This window comes from Methanobacterium subterraneum (assembly GCF_002813695.1).
Classification (GTDB): Archaea; Methanobacteriota; Methanobacteria; order Methanobacteriales; family Methanobacteriaceae; genus Methanobacterium; species Methanobacterium subterraneum.
In genome coordinates this window covers 2199587-2218427 of record NZ_CP017768.1, presented here as the reverse complement: position 1 = coordinate 2218427, position 18841 = coordinate 2199587, and the positions used below count along the sequence as shown (strand labels likewise).

Genomic DNA, 18841 nt, shown 5'->3' with positions numbered 1-18841 from the left:
ATATGTTCCACAATTTACTTAAAATTGCTGCACCTAAACCACTCATAATCCCAGAATAACCTTAAAAAATTATTACTTTCTCTCAAACCCATTAACTGAGTTAATCCATCAATAATAGCCGGAATAATCATTAAAAATCTAGAAAAATTAATAATAGCGTGTAATCAACGTAAAAAAGATATACATACATAAAATAGGAAAATGCACCCATATATACTCCCGTACATCTAGAACAAACAGGGAAATAATGTCCTCTGATTTTAAATGTCCTTTCCGGTATGCGATGGCGTGTGAACTGAGAAAAAAATCTTAAAGTTGATATAGCTGATGATTCATTCTTTATTGAATAAATTCATCCATAATGCCCCACCAAATTACCCCTGTACTGTTTTATATAATCAATATTACTAGTTATGAATAATATAATATTATTTTATTCACATGTATTTAAATTTTCTAAAATAACTTGTGAACATTAGGGAAAAAATCCATTTTTCTTATCTGATGTTCTATGATATGGTTAATATCCCATTCATGGCTTATTTAATGGGTTGATGTAATCTGAAGACTTATTGGGTGTTGTTCTGGCAGGGTGTTGTTTAAGTTAACAGCCTTGGATTAAATAAGGTTGGGGATTATAGTTGTGTTCTGGTGGTGTGAGTTGTTTAAAGTGTGGTTTGTATTAGATTTTCACCCAAACTTGAAGAAATCCCTGTAGAATAAAAATTACTAAGCGGAGAATTAAAAATAACGAGAATTATAACAATTGCAAAAAAAATATCCAATACTTTTTCAACCTTAAATTCCCGTAAATCTAGAATTTTTCCAGGTTCTCTCGTATTTTATCCAGGGTTGTGTTATATTCTATCAAATAATCTTCCACTACCTCATCTATAACTTTTCTAATTTCCTTAGGAGTATTGGGCTGGTTTGCTATATGTAACAAATAAATTAACCTATCCATCTTCCTTTCGAGATTTCCTACCTGTGGTTTCCATCTATCTTTAGTCATTCCATCCCCATCTTTATTTTTTCATCAATACAAAATATTCACTGCTTGTCGCCTGTGCAACAACATTGAAACTTTCAGGAATAATTAAAGGGAAAAGCAGTATGATTGGTGGTGAGAGATAGCCTATAAATCGATCTCCCCTAATTCCTCTAAAATTGGTGTTCCCCACTCATTATTTTCTTTAGTTTCTGTTATCGTAAACCCTTTGTTTTTATACAAATATCTTGCAGCTTGTAGGGTGCTAAAAGTCCATAAAAACACACGTTTATATTCATTTTCTTTACAAAAATCAATGGACATGTCGAGAAGTTTACGCCCTAGACCTAATCCTCTTATTTTAGAATCCAAGAAAAGGAATCTGAATTGTGCTGTCATTTCATCAACGTGTTTAATAGCAGAACATCCTGATGGAACTCCATGATGTTCAAGAATATATATACAATCTTTTTCGTTATCAAATTTATTTACAAGCTCATGTACTCCATCCTTAATATAACCTTTCCATATATCGGAGGTAAAACCGTACTCCTTTTCATATAATTCTAGTTGACCATAAATTATAAAATCCACATCTTCTGCAGTAAATGGCCTGATTTCAAGATTCTCCATCCCGCACTGTATACAAAATTTAACAACTTCGCTTTCACTGAGGGAATTATATGCATTACATTTTAAACAGTATTCGTAGTATTCTCTCAGTTCAGCTCCACAATTACTGCATTTAACCATATAACAATCCCAACATTCATTATTTAATTGCAATAATCTTTATATGTGCTTTTAGAGCGTTAGTAACAATTGCAATGGATTTTTAATGTATATTGCCAGAAGATCCATTTGTTAAGTTACTAAAGGACTTTGAACAATATCATCTCCATAGTTGCTTGCAGGTTGGTTATCCTGTCCTTCTATAGTCAGTCCATATTAAGCTATCATTGGGTTGGTTTAAGATATGGATTATCCTGTGTTGTAACATTGGATATTTCAACCCTAATCTTAGCATCAGAAGGCACACTAACATATTTCGTTGTTATACCCGAACCTCCAACATCCAGTTCTGTGACAACAACTTCTTTTGGGGTTGTTGTGCATCCTGAGCCATTACTATGTTACCCCCCCAATATGTTTCTCATTTTTTTAGGTTCTCCCGTGCCCATTGTTCACCGGCTTCCAGTATCTCAAGATTGGCTGGTACCAGTTTAGGTTTCCTGCGGAAGGTATGCTCTACTGCTTCAGTAAAAACATGTTTAGGGAGGCCTGTTAATCCCAATTCCATTATTACTCCCAGCATAGCAGTGTTAGCTGCTCTTTTAACACCATGTTCCTTGGCTATCTTACGGGCCGGTACGGGGAGGGTTCTGATACCCTCAGGGGATTCGAACTCGCCAATACTGTTTTCGTAGATAATGAGACCACCTTCCTTTACTCTGGATGCGAATTTTTCCAGTGAAGGTCGGTTCAGGGCCACCAAACCATCCGAACTTTGCAGTACAGGAGATCCGATGGTTTCGCCTGATATGACCACGGTACAGTCAGATGTTCCACCACGCTGTTCTGGGCCGTAGGAAGGATACCAGGATACGTGTCGCTGATCATTACAGGCTGCCTGAGCCAGGGTAAGTCCCATGCTTAAAACTCCCTGACCTCCGAATCCTGCAATCCGGACCACCTTTCGTGGGAAGGATGGGTCATCTCTGGCTGCCCAGGAAGTGTCATCCTGGACTTCGAAGATCTCCTCCAGTGAGCCCTGTGAAAAATCACTCTTTGCCCGGCAAAGGGTTTCTGTTTCTCTTCTTAGATCACGGAAGTTTTTGAGGGGGAATTCTTTGGTCATTTCGTTGTTTACGAAATCCTCGGTTGCCTGGGCATCCATTCTGAGGTTGGTGGGACAGGGGGAGAGAACCTCCACAAATGCATATCCTTTACCATCCCTTTGAACTTCAAGGGCTTTTTTCACTGCCCTTTTAGCTCTGCGGATGTTTCGAGGGTCAGAAACAGAGACTCGTTCAATGAAGACTGGTGCCTCCAGATTATCCAGTAACTCTGCCATGTGCATGGGGTAACCCATGTAACGGGGGTCCCGTCCAGTGGGGCAGGTGACAGTGACTTCACCTACCAGGGTGGTGGGTGCCATCTGTCCCCCGGTCATGCCGTAGACTGTGTTGTTTACAAAAAATACTGCCATTTTCTCCCCACGGTTGGCGGCCTGGATGGTTTCATTTAATCCAATGGATGCTAGATCTCCGTCTCCCTGGTATAATATTACCACTGCATCTTCTTCTGCACGAGATATGCCGGTTCCCACTGCTGGTGCACGTCCGTGTGCTACCTGTACATGTCCGCAGTCAAAGTAGTAGTAGGCGAAAACTGCGCATCCCACTGGACTGGTCATGACCGTGCGGTCCTGTATTTTCAGTTCGTCAATTGCTTCCCCTATGAGTTTGTGGAGTATCCCATGACCACATCCCGGGCAGTAATGAGTGGCGGTGGGTGCGCTTCCTCCTTTACGGAGATATTCATCCAGCATGGAGTCTGGTTTTTTGATGATCTTCTCAGTGAGGATGGTTTCATTCTCTAGATTCCCATCCCCATCACCCCCATTTTCGGAACCTTTTCCAGTGACTTTATTCATGGTCATCACCTCTCACCTGCCATTTCATGGATCTTGTCTATGATGCTTTTCTGGTCTATGAGGTTTCCACCCATTCGGTTCACCAGTTCCACTGGATACTGGCAGGCAATTGCCAGGGTGATGTCTTCTTTCATCTGACCATTACTCATTTCCACTGATAGAAATTTACAATCCCGGTTAGTGGCTATTTCCCTTAATCTTTCTTCAGGGAATGGGAATAATGTTTTAGGACGGAATAATCCGGCTTTTATACCTTCCATTCTTACCAGGTCCACTACGGAGCGTGCCACACGGCTGCTTATTCCGTAGGCCACCAGGATGATCTCCGCATCATCCATCATGTATTCCTCATAGTCCACCTCGTTTTCCCGGATAATCTGGTATTTTTCCTGTAAACGGTAGTTGAAGTCTTCCAGCTGGTCGAAGTCCAGGAATATACTGGTTACCAGGTTTCCCCTAGTTTCGCGGTTGCCTCTGACTGCCCATGACTCATCGTAGGTTGGTTCCAGGGCCTGGGATGGGAATTGGAGTCTTTCCACCATCTGTCCCAGTACTCCGTCTGCCAATACCACTGCGGGGTTACGGTATTTTTCTGCTAACTGGAAGGCTTTCATGGTGAAGTCACACATTTCCTGGACAGAGTTCGGCGCCAGGACGATGTTACGGTAGTTTCCATGACCTCCTCCTTTAACCAGCTGGGTGTAATCGGCCTGTTCTGGTCCGATGTTCCCCAGCCCGGGTCCGGCCCTCATTATGTCCACTATAACGCAGGGGAGTTCTGCCCCGGCCATGAAGGATATTCCTTCCTGTTTGAGGCTGATACCCGGGCCAGATGAGGCAGTTATAACCCGGTGCCCAGCGGCCGCTGCACCATAAACCATGTTTATGGCTGCTTCTTCTGATTCGGCTTGTACAAATTTTCGACCTACTTTGGGGAAGTAGAGTGAGGCTTCGTGCAAGATTTCGGAGGCGGGTGTGATTGGGTACCCAAAGAAACAGTCACAGCCGGCATACATTGCTCCGATGATAACTGCAGTATTGCCCTTGATTAGCTGGATAGTCATTTAATATCCTCCTTATTCCCTTTATCGTTGGTTGGTTTATTCTGGTCTTTGTTTCTAATTTTTTGGGGTATGTGAACTTCAACTGCTAGGGGTTCGGGGCAGGTGTAGTAACAGTCCCCGCAACCAGTGCATCCTTCTCCCTGATAAACTGCGTAATGGTAACCTCGTTCATTGATGTCTTCACTCATCTTAAGGACACTTGGACGGCAGGCTAATATGCAACGTTCACATGCCTTACATTCCAGTTCATTGAAAACTGGATAGGGTTCTTTCTTGCGACTTGTCATGATTCATATCATCCTGTAAAAATCTTTGAATATTATTATTTTTTCACATGTGATAATTTAAATTCAGGATAATTAACAGCAGGAATAGGTTTGTAACTTAATTAAATTGTTTTGATTACTGCAATCCTTAGTATTACCTGCTTAAATAACCTTTTAAGCATAGCTAATTTTTTTTTATTGTTTTTCATCCTTTTCCCGGATTTCTACCCTGCGGATTTTCCCACTGATGGTTTTAGGCAGTTCATCCACAAATTCCACTACTCTAGGATACTTATATGGGGCAGTAACCTGTTTAACATGGTTTTGGATTTCTTTGGCCAGTTCCGGTGATGGTTCATGGTCACCTGCCAGTACTATGGTGGCTTTTATGACCTGTCCCCTTACTGGATGTGGTACTCCAGTTATGGCGCATTCCAGAACAGATGGGTGGGATATTACTGCGCTTTCCACTTCGAAGGGACCTATACGGTATCCTGAACTTTTTATCATATCATCATTACGTCCCACGAACCAGAGGTAGCCATCTTCATCCTTCCAGGCAGTGTCTCCGGTGTGGTAAAATCCATCGTGCCAGGCAGCTTCTGTTTTATTTTCTTCCTTGTAATATCCGCAGAATAATCCTGGTGGTTTGCCATCGGCGGTTTTTATCACTATTTCGCCTTCTTCACCCACATCGCTCTCTTGACCTTCCCTATTCATGATCTGAATATCGTATTCCGGGGCGGGTTTTCCCATGGATCCCGGACGGGGTGTTACCCAGGGGAAGTTGGCAATGCAAACCACACATTCAGTTTGTCCGAAACCTTCCCTTAACCGTAAACCAGTGAATTCATGGAACTTATTGTAAACCTCAGGATTCAATGGTTCTCCAGCAGTTACTGCGTATTTTAGGGTAGAAAAGTCGTAATGGGAGAGGTCTTCCTTGATAAGGAAATGGTATATGGTAGGTGGTGCGCAGAAGGTGGTGACTCCATGATGGGATGCCTTTTCCAGCATTTTTGCTGCGTCAAATCTTTCATAATCATATACGAAGATTGCGGTCCCGGAAATCCACTGTCCATATATCTGACCCCACATGGCCTTGGCCCAACCAGTATCTGCCACAGTGTAGTGCAATCCATCATCCATCACGTTTTGCCAGTACCTGGCAGTTATTATGTGTCCCAGAGAGTAGGTGTGGTCGTGCATGATCATTTTGGGCATGCCTGTGGTTCCTGATGAAAAGTAAATCAGCACTGTATCCTCGTTTAGTGTTCCTTCCCCATGAGGGCGCTGGAATTCTGGGGATGCCTTTTCAATTTCTTTGCGGAAGTTAAACCATCCCTCCCTACCTGTATCACCCACCATTGTTCTTATAAAGGGGTTGTTTCCTATTTTCTGGTGGGCTTCATCAAAGTAATCAGGTACGCCGTCTTCAGCTATGCATACCACCATTTTGATACCGGCATTTTCTATACGGTACACTATGTCCTTGGTTTTGAGCATATGGGTGGCGGGGATGGTTATGGCTCCCAATTTGTGGAGGGCCAGTATACAGAACCAGAATTCATATCGGCTCTTGAGGGTGAGCATTACCCGGTCTCCCTTTTTTATGCCCTGCTGGGCGAAGAAATTGGCTGCCCGGTCTGAGTATTCCTTCATGTCTTTGAAGGTGAATGTTCGGTCAGTGTCATCATTGCACCAGACCATGGCCACTTTTTCAGGGTACAGACGTGCATATTCATCCACCACATCATAGGCGAAGTTGAAGTTTTCAGGTATTTTTATACGGAAGTTATCCTTGAAATCCTGATATGACTCAAAATCAACCTGTGAAACAAATTTTTCAAGTAAAGATGACATTCTTTATCACCAGTTAAATTTTCAATAAATCTCTATTTTAAGCTCTAATACGTTAATTATCGGTTTTTCATCCTTAAATTAGTTTATAATGAGGGTATTTAAATTATGTCCCACTTCACATTACAATTGCCAGGAATTTGGCGGGTTTATTCTCCAGGGCTTCCATGGCGTGTCCATAGGATGAGTCGAAGAAGATGGAATCTCCTTCATGGAGTATGATTCCATTATCGTGGATGTAAATCTTTAAGGTCCCCTCCAGGATGTAGTTGAATTCCTGCCCAGGATGGGTGTTGGTTGATGGTTTGTATCCTTCACCTTTGGGTTCCACTGTTACGATGAATGGTTCCGCTTTTTTGTGTATGAATTTTTCAGCCAGATTTTCGTACTGGTACTGTTTTCTGCGACCAACTTCAACTCCTTTTCCCTTTCTGGTTACACTGAAAATGTGCATCCTGGTTTCTTCACCAGTTAACAGTAATCCCATGTCTACTTCCATTTTATGGGCGATTTCGAAGAGAATACTGGCAGGGATGTCTTTTTTACCGTCCTCATATTCCTGGTAGGTTTCCAAGGGGATTTTCAGGTAATCTGCCATGTCCTGAATACTGATGTCTGAGAGCTCTCGAAGTTCTGTAATTCTTAGCCCGATTTCCTTCATCTTCTCTTTCATAACTAAAAACCTCACAATAATTAGAGTTAAGTCTTTTTAATCAAGCCCTTGGCTAGTTTGCCAATGGTTTATAAAAACTAATAGGATTTTTATTCTAATTGTGATCCATCAAGATAGTTTGAAAGACCTTTCTTGATCTTTGTTCCACTTTGTATTATAAATTTTACACACATTTTATAATGATTGTTAATGACAATTTAATTTTGCTACTATAAATAAATTACCAATAACCCTGATACGGGCTTAAACTAAATATTGAATAAAGAGTCAAATAATCATATAACGAATAATATGTGTGATTAACTGATAATTGAGTAGATTGAAATGGAAGAGACTTAGATGAAAAAGAGGGGGGATTAAAATATGGATATTGATATTAAAATTGTTAAATTAGAAGCACCAGCAGATTGTAACCTTATTTTAGGGCAGAGCCATTTCATCAAGACGGTTGAAGACCTTTACGAAGCAATTGTAAATACTGTGCCTCATGCAGAGTTTGGTCTTGCATTTGGAGAGGCTTCTGGAAACTGTCTGGTGAGAACTGCTGGTAACAATGAAGATCTGGAGAAATTGGCAGGGGAAAAAATGCTGGAGATGGGCTGTGGTCATAGTTTCCTTATCTTCCTGTGCAATGCATTCCCCATTAATCTCACCCAAAGAATCAAGGATGTACCCGAGGTGGTTAATCTTTTCTGCGCCACTGCCAATCCAGTCCAGGTTCTGATTGTAGAAACTGAACAGGGAAGGGGAATTATAGGAGTTGTGGATGGTTTTAAACCCCAAGGTATTGAAACAGAAGATGATGTGGCATGGAGGAAGAAATTTCTCAGGGATATAGGTTACAAACTATAAATAAGAATCCAGTTAAACCATTACCATCTTTAACTGATAAACTATCCTTTTATTTCCTTATTTTATTTCGAATATTCCCGATAAATTTCAGATATTCAAGCACAAATCAGGCATTGTCGTGCGAAATACAGATAATTTCGTTTTTAATAAATTTCAATATTGATTCAAAGGAATATTCTTAATTTTTATTCACCTATGATTTTCCATCCCATAAAAATAATCCCGAATCTAGATGAATTCGAAATCCATTAATTATCTCAAATTTTATATTCCATAAACAACAATTTAATAATGAATAAAACAAGTTATGGGGTTAAAAAATGGCAAATATCGTGTTTCACAGAGTTAGTGGGAGTAAAAAGAAAGATACAACTATAGATGTGGATGATAAATACATATCACTCCAAAATAGGAGAGAAGGAGCTTTAATTATTATTTTTAGAGGTCCTGAAGATAAATTAATGGAAATACATGACTTTTTTGATGCACTGGAGGATATGGAAACTGTACCTATTGACATTGATAGTACCGGGCCAGTGGAGTACTATTTCAGGGGGATCTCACCATTCAGTGATGAGGAGGATGAAGGCATTCCCATTAAAAAGTTCAGTACCACACTACAACTACGAAGAGAACACCTTTAAACATTTAAAGAGATTATACTGGAGAATATTCAGCTAAACCCAGAATACAATATGCTCCGAATGTTCAGACCTATATCCTAACTTGTTGAACTGAATATTCAATGCCCTCACAGCTTCAATGCCCTCAAAGCATTTCAGCATGTTTCTGGAATATAGTTGATATCTCGTCAGGATTTTCAAATACATTGGTGCTATCCATAATTGAAAGCCTTTCCACGTGTTCTGCATCTTCACGAGTTATGGTTAACTCCAGATCTTTACCATTGGGAAGTTTGGTAGTAACAATACCCTCCCTGAAATCGGTGGGCATAATGTAAAGTGGGGTGTTTGTTTTTTGTCCCATTATTGCGGCATTGGTGAGCAGGGTGTCGGCTATGCGCAGTGAGATCTTGGCCACAGTATTGGATGTTGCCGGGGCCACCAAGAGGAATGCATACCTCCCTAGTTGTATCTGACCGGCCAGGAAAGGAGCGTTGGAGTTGATCTCAGTCCAGGTTTTGTCAAACTTTGTCTCCAAAGTGTTGGAAAGATTATAATATTTTAAGACCTGGTCTCCTGCCTTGGAAATAAACACCCTTATGTCAAATTGTTTATGGTATTCATCCCTCATCTGTTGCATGATCTCCACGGTTTCCACCAGTTTTTCACCACTTCCCGTAATCCCCCAGGCGATTTTTCTTTTTTTGTTCATGGTCATATTCTATTTAGGGTTCATAATTTATTTTTCGATATTCCTATGATCCAGTTCTCAATGTAAATCTTTAAGTTAAACCATTGAATAAATCAAAAGAACATGTCACATAATATTTTGAATAAATCCTGGAAAAAATCTAAATCAATCCTTTGACTTTAAATTAAATAAAAAAATAATAAACTACAGAAATTTCAATAATTAAAAGGATAATAGACTAAATATAATGGATAATCATTTAAGGTGGTGTTTAACATTACAGATAACAAAATTATCAAAGATTCCCCGGTTAAAATTTCTGATTCACACTTAAGTGAAGAAAAAAAGAAAGCCACTGAAAATCAAGATAACGAAAAAATTGAAACCTGTTACACTTGTGGTAAAAAGTTCGACATGAATAAAGAAGAAGGGGCCCGCTACCGTTACCAGAAATATCCTTTATGCGCATACTGTGCCGAATTTTATGGTTTTTACTTTGATGACCCTGAACAAAAAAGAAGGGAAAAATGATTCAAATTTATAATCCAAACTTATTTTTGATACACCCTGATATCCAGAACTTTTTTTAAAGATTAACTTATACAGAGCAGTATAAATAGTTTTAAAATTTGATAATCACCTTAAAAATAAGGAGAATGATGTTAAAAATACTTTAGGGAAAAATAAGGAGAGTAATAATTGATTGAATAATTATTAGTCCCCCAAATGCTTTTTAACCAGAGATATACCCCATTCTGCCATTTTAGTAGCATCATCAGTGTTTTTAGCTTCTGCGAAGCAACGGAAGATAGGTTCTGTCCCTGATGGCCTGATTATGATCCAACCTTCTTCCCGGAATATTTTAACCCCATCAGTGGTGTCGATCTCATATTCTTGAGTGTCTACGGCTATTTTATCCATGATCTCCTGTTTACGTTCATCCGGACATTCCACTTTCATCTTTACTGACTGGTAGGCAGGAAGTTCCGCCACCAATTGTGATAATGATTTTTTGGTGAGGGCCATGATTTCCACGATTTTAGCCGTGGATAGTGCGGCATCTCTTCCTAAAACAAAGTCCGGAAATATGAGACCTCCGTTTTCTTCCCCGCCAAATAATCCATCGCTTTCTTTGAGTTCTCGGGCCACTAGAAGGTCACCCACTCTGGTTGCCTTAACTGTTCCCCCGTATTCCTCAGCAATGTCATAGATAGCCGTGGAGGTGGCCACGGTGGTTACAATGAGTCCTCCCTGATTTTCAATCAGTAACTGTTTTTCTACCAGGGCGAAAGTTTTATCTCCCATTACAAAGTTCCCCGCTTCATCTATACAGATGGTACGATCAGCATCCCCATCATGGGCAATTCCCAGATCCGCCCCAGTGGCTTTCACTGTTTTAATGAGCTCCTGGAGGTTATCTTCAGTTGGTTCAGGGTTCCTTCCAGGGAAGAAGCCATCAGGCTGACAGTTTAAGGTGGTGACTTCACATCCCAGTTTGCGGAGAATATAAGGAGTGGTGGAACAGGCTGCTCCACTACCACAATCCACTATTACCTTGAATTTAGCGTTTTTGATGGCATCATGGTCCACGCGTTGGATAACTTCATCAATGTACTCATCAACCAGTCCCTGGTTGGTGATTACCTCACCAATCCCATCCCAAGCCACCCGGTCAGGGTTTTCATTAAAGTACATGTCCTCTATCTTGAGTTCCATGTCTTCAGCTATGCCAATTCCATCTTCGTCCACAAATTTAATTCCATTGTACTGCGGAGGGTTGTGGGATGCTGTGATTATAACCCCCCCATCGTAATAATTTCTTACGGCATATTGCACTGCTGGTGTGGGTAGTATTCCCAGATCAACCACTTGACAACCTGATGATAATAATCCAGATATCACGGCGTGTTTTATGAGAGGAGTGGATGTTCGAGGGTCCCCTCCCACAGCCACCCATCCTTTGACCAGTGTTCCGTATGCTGCCGCCAATTTTGATGCAAATTCCGGTGTTAAGACTTGATTAGCGATTCTTCTGACCCCAAATGTTCCGAATAACTTTTTCATAAATGCACTTCCTAAAATTTCATTATAAATCTTGAAAACATTCATAAATCTGTTAATTATGAATTATTTAGATTTTACTGATCTAATGACCCTTGATTTTTTTACTGATCTAGTATTTGAACCATATTTTCAATAAAACCGTGTTCAATTCCACCAGTAATGGCATGGTTTGTCACGTTAATATCCACTTCACTAGATATTTACCTGCCAGACTTTATAATCTTTGTTCTGGTAAACCATGGTGAAATAACTATGATGGACAATTGGCGACTGTACCACAAAGTATTCTATGTTATCCCTCATACAATCTTCTTTGGTGAAATTTCCACTGTAGTAAAGGTTTCGATCCAGAACTTTGACCATTCCAGGCTGATAACCCCCTGTGGAAACTGGTTGACGGGATATGGAAACAATAACCGGATCAAGGCCTTCGGTGAGTGACATTACTACCCCCTTACCATCCCCATTATCTGCAAACCATTGGGCTAAATCTCTTTGAGAGTCAGTTACCATGGGTTTTAATGATAATGCACAAAATACTGCGGAAAATAAAGATGAAATGATTAAAAGGGCAATTATTACCTTATATGCCTTTTGATATGCTGGTTTTTTATTTGAATAGATGTATTCCAGCCCCAATGCAGCAATAATCATCACTGGAAATACTGCGAAATTCAAGATCCGATCTATAAGTATGGAAAATCCCAGTAAATAGGCATTACTTAAGATTAAAGGGAATAAAGCCCAGATGATAATCAGAATATCTCCACGGGATAATCTATTATGCCATTTTTCCACATAATCCTTATTAAGTTCATCATTTATCATGGAAACTACCCATAGAAATACGAATATAAGGGCCGGTACCCCCATGGTCTTATTCAAGATGCCCAAATACCCCACCGGTCCTAGGATAACCATCTGAGGATTGTGGAAGATGAACCCGTAGTGGATGATTAGGGGCAGCCACCAAATGGCAGCTACCATGAGAGTGAATCCCATGAAAAAACCCAATACCTTGTAATCAACCCTTTCATTCCGGAGTTTAAGTGCCAGTGTGAAAAGCAGGACCACCCCCAGCATTATTAATCCAGTTAAATTGTGGGTTAACATCATTAAACCACTTAGAATGCCTCCTAAAATGGCAAATTTAGCCCTATTTCCCCTCAGCGCAAGGTAATAAAGATATATTGCCATTGGGAATAATATTAAGGCCATGGTTTCTGGTAATGGTAGTATGGCACGGTGAAATAATACTGAGAAAAATAGGAAAAATCCGGCCAGTAAGGCCACCCTCAAGTTGTATAATTTACTGGTCACGAAAGTGAATGATAAAACCATGAAAAATGCAAAAATAGGTTGGAGATAACGGGATATCTGGAAAGGATCAACTTTAAAAACAGCGGCAGATGCTGCCAGAATATAGTGGAAAAGTGGTGGGTAAAATATTGGTCTTCCGAATGGTGCGTATGTCAATGGATCCCAAAATATGATTCCCTGTTCCAGGTAGAGTTTGGCCAGGTGCACATGATAGTGAATATCCCAGCTTAATGGCCATGGATACTTTAAAGTGGGGATTAAAGCAATAATAAACGCCAGAATAGCAGGGATCATCAACAAAAGAAACCTATTTTCGGTTATTTTTCCATATTCCATTTACACACCTAATGTCTTGTATGAAAAATGTATTAGAGCCTAAAAGTTAAAGAATATTCTAATTGGAAGTTATTGATTCAAATATTTAACAGGATCAGTGCCAGTAAAAACTGGCTTTTCTCGCAAGACTGGGAAATAGTTCATTGGAACACCATGACTTATATATCAAATGAAAATATCTAATTTATAATAAATATTATTGCTTACTTTGTTACATCTTGTTAACTATCATTAAGATTCAGGATTTAAATGAGAATCATAACTATTATTCCCGCTTACAACGAAGAAACGGCCATATTAAACGTGGTTAAGGGTGTTAAAAAATACTCAGACGTGTTAGTTGTGGATGATGGGTCCACTGATAAAACCGCAATCCTGGCAAAGAATGTTGGTGCCACAGTTATTAAACATTGGAAAAACATTGGTAAGGGTGCTGCCATTAAAACCGGGTTAAAAAGTGCCATTGAAGATGATTATGATTTTATGGTTCTTTTGGATGGAGATGGACAACATGACCCCCAATGCATACCCTTTTTACTGGGGGAATGGATGGTGTTGACCTGTTGATCGGTTCCCGCTTCCTGAACATGACCCCCCAGAACATGCCCCTCCAGCGCCGGCTTTCCAACGGAATAACCACCTGGTTGATAAGATTCATGACTGGTTATCATATCACCGACAGCCAGTGCGGTTTTAGAGTAATATCTAAGAAGGCAGCTCCCTTTTTTACTGGAATATCCTACAATGACTATGTTTATGAATCAGAAGTCCTGTGTAAGGCATCTGAAAACGACTTGGTGGTTGGGGAACGACCCATACAGTGTATTTATGGTAATGAAAAATCCTATGTTCGTGCCAGACACGTGTTGCATTATTTGATGTTCACCCTGCGCCTACTGGTGCGTAAATTACTGCGGAGGATCTGAATTTGAAAAGATACTATGTTTTCCTGGTGAGCATTCTGCTACTGGCACTCCTGATAATCTGGATCGGCCCCCAAAAAATGTGGGATGTGATAAAAACTGCTAATCCCTGGTTAATATTACTGGCAGTTGGCATACACCTATTTGTAGTTTGGATACGTTCATTACGCTGGGGTTATATCATTAATCAACCTTGGGAATTTAAGAAGAATTTCATTGTCAAAACCATTGGACTTTTTGCAGGAAATTTCAGTCCCATGCGTACTGCAGGGGAAGTTTTAAACGCTGTGGCCGGTAAAAAAATCAATGGAATAACACTTTCAGAAGGTTTATCTGCAGGATTAACCGAAAGATTCTTTGACGGAGTTATCGTGGCTGTTTTATTAATATTATGCGCATTCTTACTCCCAAAAGTGAGATTAATAGCAATTATGGGAGTTTTAGCTTCTTTAGGACTTTTAGTAGTCATTTATCTAATCAACTGGAGAGAAGATACCAGTTTATGGATTTATCATCGTATTCATTCCATACTACGATTTTTACCTATCTCTGAAGAGGTGGTGGAGAATTTCTACCTAAAGTTCACTGAAGGACTGCGCAGCATGATCGAATACACCAAAACATTCAGCAGCTTCAAGAATCTGCTGGTTGTATTCTTATTTACAGCTGTTTCCTGGCTTCTGGAATGTGTGCGGTTATACGTTGTTTTTGTTGCTTTCAACGTTGAAATCAACTTCGTGGCCATCATCATCATCTTCCTCCTAGCCAACATCATTGGAATAGTATCCGCCCTTCCAGGAGGTATTGGTTCCATCGAACTATCACTCACTGGATTATTCGTGCTTTTCGGAATTTCCAGTGCATTGGGTGGAAGCATAGCTCTGGTAGACCGTTTAGCATCATTCTGGGTGGTAACTGCCCTGGGAATAATATTTTGCTCATATTATGCCCAGGATATCCTGGAAGAGATTAAAGAATACACCCTTGGTTTGAAGTCTTCCAAAAAAGATTGACCGAAACATTCAAGGATGATATAACCGTTAGGATTGATGTAATAGTCAATACACTCACTATTTTCAGATTGGGTGTAATTGTTAACGATTCCTTTTTCACGATTTTGACATACGATTTTTGAATTAGTAATATGGTTATTCTGCAAGATAGTACACTATTAATACATGATAGGTCTCATTGTACACTACACTGCTGACAAAGGTATCCACATTACTAATTCTATTCGAGAATAAAAACTTGATTTTTTTTGGAAAATATCTTCAAAAATTTATTTAATCCTTAAAAATTCTACCTTAAACATACCAAATATATAATAATGACTCACATGAACAATATTATATATTTTGATTTATTCTGGTGGCCATGATGACAAATTGGCTCTATAAAAATTGGGCAAAGTTAAGTGTTTTACTTGCAATAGCAATTACACTGCTTGTGATCTATTTTATAAAACTTGAAAATACAATTCTATTTTTGATTTGGATACAGATACCTATTTATTTGTTACATCAGTTTGAGGAACATGCGCGAAATGGGTTTAAAAATTACATTAATAAAAAGGTATTCCAGGTTCAAGAAGGAGAATATCCTTTAAATGAAAAAAACATTTTTTGGATAAATATTCCTATTATCTGGATATTGATGCCCATCTTTGCAGGTTTATCCTCAGTTAACATAATGTTTGGCCTATGGATCCCCTATTTTGCTGTATTTAATAGTTTAAGCCATGTGTTTTTTTCCATAAAAAATCAGGAATATAATCCAGGGCTTATTGTGAGTTTAATATTGGGAATTCCCGTAGGAGTCTATGCTTTGATAATATATTATTCTTACAACGCTGTTTCTCCAATAACCTCCATTATATCAATATTTTTTTCAATATTACTGCATATTGTGGTATTCGGCTACATAAAGATGAACTATCAAAAAAATGAATTATGAGCAGATTTAATAAATTATTTAGCCAATTAGTATCCACCCGCACTCTACATTGCAGGAAAAGATTCTCACTTTACACATTTTTTATAATGAGATAAAGGGCTTTAAATTCAATTGGAAACTTGAATAAATCAGAAGTTTAGTGCCCATGTATGGGGAGATGAGATGTGGGAATTTATTGTTCATATTGAAAAATGGTTCCATAAAAGTGAAGAATGGTGATAAAATTGAATTAGGGTAGCATCAAGACAAATAAACCATTGATTACGTTATTATTTTTAGTGAACTAGCATCCTTGAGTACCACTTCCAGACTACCCTGATACTCAGTGACCTTCCCTACAATCCTTACACGTCTTTTATTAAAGTTTTCAATGTTTACACTGGTTTTCTGGATTTCGGATGCCGCGCTTTCAAATATAACCACCTTGGTTTTCCCAGTGCCATCCATTAACTCCAGGAAGTAGGTTCCACCCTTCTGGGATTGGCTAACTCCAGTGACCAATCCCTCAACTGAAACCTCTTTATCAAGCATTCCACGGTCCATATCTTTAATTTGAACTTCCTGGGGTGTTATATAGTTGGCTGAGAATATCATCCCCACCAACCCCAAAATAGTAGTGAATAAAGCCAGTCTGAAGATTTTCTTGTCTTCCATTACAACCACCATTATTACTAGTAATGATATTATTAATAAATTATGGTAGTGTGCACACCAATGGGATGTTATATAAAAAAAAATGAAAAATAAAGAATTAAAAAAATTGGTTAAATTAAACTTTTTTCCGCCTGAAAACTTCCTAAAAAAGCCATGGATATGGGTGAATTGAGATTGTTATTTAAACTCATTCACTTCATTCAAGTTTTCTCTGAGTTCCTGAAGATTGATTCAATTCTCTCCAGAGTATCAATCTCATCCAACCCTAAGTCGTTACGAATCCTTTTAACCACCGGGAACCGTAGTGAATATCCTGTTTCGGATTCCGGGCTTTCCACTATTTCACTGAAGGCAATTTCCATGATTATGGATGGTTCGATCTTCACTTGCCTACCTTTTTTACTGATTATTAGAGGTTCTACCATTTCAGAAAGCTCCAACAATGTTTGATCATCCAAACCAGTTGCAGCGTAAGCCAGGGGCTTGAGCTGGTTGTCCTCATCCTGAAGAGCCATAAGATAGGATCCAATGAGATGAGCTCGCTTGCCATTTCCGTAGGTTCCACCCACCACCACCAGATCCAGGGTTTCCGGTTCTGCCTTCAATTTTAGCATCTTCTTACCCCTTATACCTGGCATGTATGGTGCATGAGGGTCTTTGATCATTATACCCTCATGACCACCCTTAATTGATGTTTCAAAGAGGTCCTGAGCCTTCCCTATCTCCTCGAGAGTGACTTTAACCTGGGCAGAAAGCTCTAGTTTACCTTCCAACACTTTTACTATTGATTCTAAGGTTTTTCTCCGTTCTTGGAGAGGTTCATCAAGAACGGGCCTATGATAATAGAGCACATCAAATAGATAAACAGTTAAAGGGATTTTAGAAACCATTTTATCGATTTCATATTTCCTACGCACTCTTTGCAGCATGTACTGGAATGATATGGGTTTACCATCCCGACTGGCGATTATTTCACCCTCCACAATGAAATCCTCGTGTGGAAGGGATTTTTCAATGTAGTCAGAGATTTCAGGAAGTGCCAGGCTGATATTTTCCAGCCTTCTGGTGAAAATATCTATTTTATCACCATGCCGGTGAATTTGAACCCTTATCCCATCATATTTAGTTTCGCAGATGGCCCAGCCCATTTCCCCCACACTCTCAGTTATGCTTGGAGATAACTGTGCCAGCATGGGTTTTACTGGTTTTCCAGGTTTAAGAGTTAGTTTACGCAGCCCTTCTCCACCTTCCATCCGGGCCACCTCCGCTACCAATCCCATGTCGTTAGTTAACATATGTGCTCGTTCTGTAACTTCTTTGGGTATGTTAAATGCCTGTGAAATTGCATCACGGATGGTTCCTTCCCCCACACCAACACGTAGTTCTTCCAGTACGGTTCGGGTGATGTACTTGGCCTCTGCAGGGGATGCTGATGACAATAGCTCCATTAAATAGTCTATTTTTTTGTATTGGGCCCGGTTACCTGAAATTTCAGCCATCTTCACCAGATTACGGTGTACTTTTCCTATGGTTATTGGTCGGCTGAACAGGGTTACCTGGCTTTTTTTGAGATATAATTCCTCTGCAGCCTCACCAATATCCCCCGTGTCCCGCATACGATTCTCCACATCCTCAGGAGAAACTCCAACTGCCTGTGAAATGGCTTTCATCAGTAATTTTGATCCGATTCCCAGTTCTTCCTCACTCCAAGTGGGAAAAATTCGACCCAGACATAGTAGGGTTACTATAGGTAGGAGTTCAGGTTCTTCATCCCCTACTTTAGACAAAAATTTGGCCAAAATATCAGTCTTTTCCAGACGCTTGGTGGTGGAGTCCAGATCCTGGTAAACTTCCACTAAATCCTTGTAAAGCATTGAATTATCACCACTACAATTAATTAGCTGTTTTAAATAGG

At 39.7% G+C, this 18841-nt stretch carries 21 protein-coding genes; 7 read left to right on the top strand and 14 right to left on the bottom strand.

Annotated elements, in window-relative coordinates; translation table 11 throughout:
- Positions 1-14 precede the first annotated feature (14 nt).
- The 9 genes from BK009_RS12845 to BK009_RS10705 all read right to left on the bottom strand — a co-directional run bounded on the left by BK009_RS12845 (position 15) and on the right by BK009_RS10705 (position 7507).
- A complete protein-coding gene (locus tag BK009_RS12845; RefSeq protein WP_335645296.1) occupies positions 15-131 on the bottom strand; it encodes a DUF2085 domain-containing protein in 117 nt (38 codons plus the stop codon).
- Positions 131-280, bottom strand: coding sequence for a DUF2085 domain-containing protein (locus tag BK009_RS12840; protein WP_335645275.1), 150 nt, complete (start codon positions 278-280; stop codon positions 131-133). Before BK009_RS12840 ends, BK009_RS12845 begins: the two co-directional genes overlap by 1 nt.
- A gap of 534 nt (positions 281-814) precedes the next feature.
- Positions 815-1012 carry a hypothetical protein gene (locus BK009_RS10735; protein ID WP_100907318.1) on the bottom strand — a complete coding sequence of 66 codons (198 nt, stop codon included), beginning with the start codon at positions 1010-1012 and terminating at the stop codon, positions 815-817.
- A gap of 123 nt (positions 1013-1135) precedes the next feature.
- Positions 1136-1741: a GNAT family N-acetyltransferase gene (locus BK009_RS10730; RefSeq protein WP_100907317.1), complete on the bottom strand. Its 606-nt coding sequence runs from the start codon at positions 1739-1741 to the stop codon at positions 1136-1138.
- A 400-nt stretch (positions 1742-2141) separates the two neighbouring features.
- Complete coding sequence (locus BK009_RS10725) at positions 2142-3650, bottom strand: 2-oxoacid:acceptor oxidoreductase family protein (protein ID WP_394340089.1); 1509 nt, start codon at positions 3648-3650, stop codon at positions 2142-2144.
- A complete protein-coding gene (locus tag BK009_RS10720) occupies positions 3650-4708 on the bottom strand; it encodes a 3-methyl-2-oxobutanoate dehydrogenase subunit VorB (RefSeq protein WP_100909565.1) in 1059 nt (352 codons plus the stop codon). The genes BK009_RS10725 and BK009_RS10720 overlap by 1 nt, the downstream gene beginning before the upstream one ends.
- Positions 4705-4995, bottom strand: a complete 291-nt coding sequence (locus BK009_RS10715; protein WP_100909564.1) for a 4Fe-4S dicluster domain-containing protein — start codon at positions 4993-4995, stop codon at positions 4705-4707. The genes BK009_RS10720 and BK009_RS10715 overlap by 4 nt, the downstream gene beginning before the upstream one ends.
- A gap of 174 nt (positions 4996-5169) precedes the next feature.
- The gene (locus BK009_RS10710) at positions 5170-6837 is read right to left on the bottom strand and encodes an AMP-binding protein (RefSeq protein WP_100909563.1); all 1668 of its coding nucleotides are present in this window, start codon (positions 6835-6837) and stop codon (positions 5170-5172) included.
- Positions 6838-6952: 115 nt separating this feature from the next.
- A complete protein-coding gene (locus BK009_RS10705) occupies positions 6953-7507 on the bottom strand; it encodes a helix-turn-helix domain-containing protein (protein WP_100909562.1) in 555 nt (184 codons plus the stop codon).
- 363 nt (positions 7508-7870) lie between these two features.
- On the opposite strand from BK009_RS10705, the gene BK009_RS10700 reads away from it, so the two are divergent.
- Together BK009_RS10700 and BK009_RS10695 are read left to right on the top strand one after the other, a co-directional pair.
- Complete coding sequence (locus BK009_RS10700) at positions 7871-8359, top strand: adenosine-specific kinase (protein WP_100905040.1); 489 nt, start codon at positions 7871-7873, stop codon at positions 8357-8359.
- Between the two features lie 320 nt (positions 8360-8679).
- The gene (locus BK009_RS10695) at positions 8680-9003 is read left to right on the top strand and encodes a hypothetical protein (RefSeq protein ID WP_100905041.1); all 324 of its coding nucleotides are present in this window, start codon (positions 8680-8682) and stop codon (positions 9001-9003) included.
- A 124-nt stretch (positions 9004-9127) separates the two neighbouring features.
- Here BK009_RS10695 and afpA read toward each other — a convergent pair whose 3' ends face one another.
- Positions 9128-9694, bottom strand: a complete 567-nt coding sequence (gene afpA / locus BK009_RS10690) for an archaeoflavoprotein AfpA (RefSeq protein ID WP_100906682.1) — start codon at positions 9692-9694, stop codon at positions 9128-9130.
- Between the two features lie 243 nt (positions 9695-9937).
- On the opposite strand from afpA, the gene BK009_RS10685 reads away from it, so the two are divergent.
- Positions 9938-10204 carry a hypothetical protein gene (locus BK009_RS10685; protein WP_205835918.1) on the top strand — a complete coding sequence of 89 codons (267 nt, stop codon included), beginning with the start codon at positions 9938-9940 and terminating at the stop codon, positions 10202-10204.
- Positions 10205-10387: 183 nt separating this feature from the next.
- Here the strand turns inward: BK009_RS10685 and glmM are convergent, their stop codons facing one another.
- Both glmM and BK009_RS10675 read right to left on the bottom strand, forming a co-directional pair.
- Positions 10388-11737 carry a phosphoglucosamine mutase gene (glmM, locus tag BK009_RS10680; RefSeq protein WP_100905042.1) on the bottom strand — a complete coding sequence of 450 codons (1350 nt, stop codon included), beginning with the start codon at positions 11735-11737 and terminating at the stop codon, positions 10388-10390.
- A 192-nt stretch (positions 11738-11929) separates the two neighbouring features.
- Positions 11930-13393 carry a glycosyltransferase family 39 protein gene (locus BK009_RS10675; RefSeq protein ID WP_100907314.1) on the bottom strand — a complete coding sequence of 488 codons (1464 nt, stop codon included), beginning with the start codon at positions 13391-13393 and terminating at the stop codon, positions 11930-11932.
- A gap of 249 nt (positions 13394-13642) precedes the next feature.
- Between BK009_RS10675 and BK009_RS12710 the strand changes: the two genes are divergently transcribed.
- The 4 genes from BK009_RS12710 (at position 13643) to BK009_RS10660 (ending at position 16272) form a co-directional block, all read left to right on the top strand.
- Positions 13643-13960 (top strand): glycosyltransferase family 2 protein, encoded by a 318-nt coding sequence (locus tag BK009_RS12710; RefSeq protein WP_236950981.1) that lies wholly within the window; start codon positions 13643-13645, stop codon positions 13958-13960.
- Positions 13939-14319: a glycosyltransferase family protein gene (locus tag BK009_RS12705; RefSeq protein WP_236950980.1), complete on the top strand. Its 381-nt coding sequence runs from the start codon at positions 13939-13941 to the stop codon at positions 14317-14319. The genes BK009_RS12710 and BK009_RS12705 overlap by 22 nt, the downstream gene beginning before the upstream one ends.
- Positions 14320-14321: 2 nt before the next feature.
- Positions 14322-15329, top strand: a complete 1008-nt coding sequence (locus BK009_RS10665) for a UPF0104 family protein (RefSeq protein WP_100907312.1) — start codon at positions 14322-14324, stop codon at positions 15327-15329.
- A gap of 367 nt (positions 15330-15696) precedes the next feature.
- Positions 15697-16272 carry an HXXEE domain-containing protein gene (locus BK009_RS10660; protein ID WP_157809728.1) on the top strand — a complete coding sequence of 192 codons (576 nt, stop codon included), beginning with the start codon at positions 15697-15699 and terminating at the stop codon, positions 16270-16272.
- A gap of 261 nt (positions 16273-16533) precedes the next feature.
- Here BK009_RS10660 and BK009_RS10655 read toward each other — a convergent pair whose 3' ends face one another.
- Positions 16534-16926: an exodeoxyribonuclease VII large subunit gene (locus BK009_RS10655; RefSeq protein ID WP_100905047.1), complete on the bottom strand. Its 393-nt coding sequence runs from the start codon at positions 16924-16926 to the stop codon at positions 16534-16536.
- Positions 16927-17126: 200 nt separating this feature from the next.
- Positions 17127-18800 carry an ATP-dependent DNA ligase gene (locus BK009_RS10650; protein ID WP_100905048.1) on the bottom strand — a complete coding sequence of 558 codons (1674 nt, stop codon included), beginning with the start codon at positions 18798-18800 and terminating at the stop codon, positions 17127-17129.
- Positions 18801-18841: the final 41 nt, after the last annotated feature.